General features: G+C 52.2%; 3 protein-coding genes. 2 read left to right on the forward strand and 1 reads right to left on the reverse strand.

The annotated features are described in order from the left end of the window. Window positions 1–173: 173 nt before the first annotated feature. Complete coding sequence (locus H6F43_RS00135) at window positions 174–1,409, reverse strand: LL-diaminopimelate aminotransferase (RefSeq protein WP_190340018.1); 1,236 nt, start codon at window positions 1,407–1,409, stop codon at window positions 174–176. A 100-nt stretch (window positions 1,410–1,509) separates the two neighbouring features. Here H6F43_RS00135 and H6F43_RS00140 point away from each other — a divergent pair, with 100 nt between their 5' ends. Continuing rightward, a complete protein-coding gene (locus H6F43_RS00140) occupies window positions 1,510–2,319 on the forward strand; it encodes a class I SAM-dependent methyltransferase (RefSeq protein WP_190340019.1) in 810 nt (269 codons plus the stop codon). Window positions 2,320–2,340: 21 nt separating this feature from the next. Beyond that, the gene (locus tag H6F43_RS00145) at window positions 2,341–2,946 is read left to right on the forward strand and encodes a hypothetical protein (protein WP_190340020.1); all 606 of its coding nucleotides are present in this window, start codon (window positions 2,341–2,343) and stop codon (window positions 2,944–2,946) included. Window positions 2,947–3,319 lie beyond the last annotated feature (373 nt).

Below are 3,319 nucleotides of genomic sequence, written 5' to 3' on the forward strand. Positions count from 1 at the left end.
TTCGACCAAACTCTCCTATTGGTAATTCGTAATTCGCAATTCGTAATTGGTAATTGCAAACGCTAGATTCTATCTGAACGGACCTCAAACATCCTCTGAACGGGCTTCGATCGGTTAGCCCGCCACTGATAGCAGGGCGGGCGGCAGCCATACGACAACAGCAATCTGCGGCTCTATACCCGAAACGTTTGCGTAATTCGCTGCATCGCCTCTTCCACATTCTCGCGGCTGTTGAATGCGGAAATGCGGAAGTAGCCTTCGCCTGCCGCACCAAAGCCAGACCCCGGCGTGCCAACCACATTGCACGTGTGCAGCAGCTTATCGAAAAAGTCCCAGCTAGAAAGACCCTGGGGCGTTTGCACCCAAACGTAGGGCGCATTGACGCCGCCGTAGACCTTCAATCCTGCTACCGTCAGTTGTTCCCGAATGATTTTGGCGTTTTCCAGGTAGAAGTTAACCAGCGCCTTCGTTTGCGCCTGTCCTTCCGGCGAGTAAACGGCTTCAGTGCCCCGCTGCACAATGTATGACACACCGTTGAATTTTGTGGACTGGCGGCGATTCCACAGCTTCCAGAGCTCTACATCTGAGCCGTCTGCTGCCTTCCCAGTCAGCGACTTGGGCACCACGGTTAAAGCGCAGCGAGTGCCTGTAAAGCCTGCGTTTTTGGAGAACGATCGAAACTCGATCGCGCACTCCCGCGCGCCCTCAATCTCATAAATTGAGTGGGGCAGCTCCGGATCGGTGATGAAGGCTTCGTAGGCGGCATCGAAGAAGAGAATGGAGCCGTTCGATCGGGCATAGTCTACCCAGGCTTGCAGATGCTCTTTGCTGGCAGTCGCTCCAGTAGGGTTGTTGGGGAAGCAGAGGTAGATCAGGTCCACTTTTTCAGTGGGAATTTCTGCCGTGAAGTTGTTCTCGGCGGAGATGGGCAGATAGACTAAGCCGCCGTACTCGCCGCGATCGTTCGCCTCTCCCGTGTGTCCTGCCATTACATTGGTATCAACGTACACAGGGTAAACGGGGTCTGTAACGGCGATCGTGTTGTTGTTGCCAAAAATGTCGAGAATATTGCCCGTGTCGCACTTGGAACCATCGGAGATAAAAATCTCTGAGGCGTCGATGTCGCAACCGCGTGCCTGAAAGTCGTGGGCGGCAATTTTCTCTCGCAGCCACGCATAGCCTTGCTCTGGACCGTAGCCCCGGAAGCTAGCGCGATCGCCCATTTCTTCGACGGCGCGGATCATAGCGCTGCGGCAGGCGTCTGGTAGCGGTTCGGTCACGTCGCCAATGCCCAGCCGAATAATGTTAGCGTCGGGATTGGCGTCGGCAAAGGCGTTGACGCGCCGCCCAATTTCGGGAAACAAATAGCCCGCTTTTAGCTTCAGGTAGTTGTCGTTGATGGTTGCCATAGTCTAGGAGTAGGGTGTTGCCTAAACCACTATTATTCCGCAGACGGGACATTGCTCATCGCAGATGACGCGCCTCTGTAGCCCATTACCCCAGACATCAATGTCAACTCCATCCAACTACTACGACGCGATCGCCCCACTGTATGATCGATCGCGCTGGTTAACCGAGTCTGTCGCAGAAGACGTTGCTGATTTTATTCTGGATTTAGTTGCAGCGACGCCTGAAACATCGTTTTTGGAACCCGGTGTGGGAACAGGATTGAATGTGCTGCCGTTGGTCAAACGCGGCTATCCTGTAACAGGAATTGACGTGTCTCAGGAAATGTTGGATCAGTTCCGCCAAAAATTGGGCCGCGTTCCTGCGAATTTGCGCCTGATTCATGCCGATGCCTCTCGGCTTCCCTTTGCCGATGCCAGTTTTGATGTGGTGATCACGGTGCATATGATCCACACCGTTCCCGATTGGAGAAGTTTTCTAGACGACATCCAGCGCATTCTTAAACCCGGAGGCGTGTATCTGAACTGCCAGTGGATTACACCGCCCGCCCGCAGAGAATTTGAGGATTACTTTCGAGCAATTCAGTCAGCGTTTGTGCAGCCACCAGCGGCACGATCGATCGCACAGTTTGCAGACATTAACGTAGAGGACTACTTCAACCGCAGCGGTATTCACTCGCGCTATTTTGTTGCGAAAGAGTGGACAGTCAGCAACACCGTTAGAGAGCTATTGAGCTACTTCAACGCCAGAGCCTACGGACTCTGCTGGCAAGTCCCTGAGCCTGAGTTCTCTAAATTAATGCGTGAGTTTGAAGCATTCTGCCTCAACCACTATGGTTCTTTAGAAAAAACGCTCACGTCCACCGCTAAATTTGAGATATGGGCTTACACGATCGGACGATCGCTGACATAAAATCGCTTACAAAATTAGCCAATGACGATTGAATCGGCTCCTCTAGCACCTCCCTATATTGCGACGTTGCAGGCTGCCACCTTGCGGGGAGCAGCACGTCCCAGAGCAGATGCCGTTGTGAACGCGCTTCTGCAAGCGGAAAAAGCCGCTAAGCAAGAACATCTAGTGTATCCGATCGCTCCATTGCTGGGGCAGTGGCAACTCTGCTTTGTGACCGGAACGCGCAAAGTTCGGCGAGGTGGAGTTGCGCTAGGTCGCGGCTTTTACGTGCCCAGACTCGCTCCAGCACAAATCTCGTTTGAGACGAACACTGAGGCGATGGCGATCGGCAATCAGGTTCAGTTTGGTCCGGTCTGTCTGCAATTAACGGGTCCAGCACGGCAGGTGGGAAAGAAAAATCTCGTGGCGTTTGACTTCAATCAGTGGCACCTGAATCTGTTTGGGCGATCGTTCTTCAGTGGTGCAATGCGAGGCGGAAAGGCGCAAGCAGAAAAGTTCGAGCAGCAGTCCATTGCTCAACTTCCGTTCTTTTCGTTTTTTCTGATCACCGAGGACTTCATTGCCGCAAGAGGTCGCGGCGGTGGCTTGGCGCTGTGGGTGCGAGTCACTGCAAATTTGGCGGAGTAGCGCGGCTTTGTAAACGCTCAAAACCTCGATCGATCTTCCAGCGGTTTGTTTCAAAATTCGGGTCAGAGTAGACCCTTCACAGTTCAAGGTGAAGTTATCTCAATCCTCTAAATCCCAGCTACAGATCAAACCACTAAAACGTAGACGAAATCGAGTTTCTGAAACTACGAATTGCGAATTACGAATTACGAATTGGTATAGCTAGGGCAAAGGCATTTAAAGCATCTAGCTAACAGCAACGTTGAGCGGTAGCCAACAACTTCAAACTAAGCATTCAATATTTTCCTAAGCTGCTGCTACGTAATGTTAGCTTGTTGAGCTATTAGTAGAGTTGATTCGAGGTTCACTAACTTCCTCCCACCAGGCTGCTTTC

This window comes from Leptolyngbya sp. FACHB-36 (assembly GCF_014695955.1).
GTDB lineage: Bacteria > Cyanobacteriota > Cyanobacteriia > Leptolyngbyales > Leptolyngbyaceae > FACHB-36.

Excerpts from the sequence above, each read along its gene's own strand:
- H6F43_RS00135 (WP_190340018.1), bottom strand. The coding sequence starts at position 1,409 with ATGGCAACCATCAACGACAACTACCTGAAGCTAAAAGCGGGCTATTTG.
- H6F43_RS00140 (WP_190340019.1), top strand. The coding sequence starts at position 1,510 with ATGTCAACTCCATCCAACTACTACGACGCGATCGCCCCACTGTATGAT.
- H6F43_RS00145 (WP_190340020.1), top strand. The coding sequence starts at position 2,341 with ATGACGATTGAATCGGCTCCTCTAGCACCTCCCTATATTGCGACGTTG.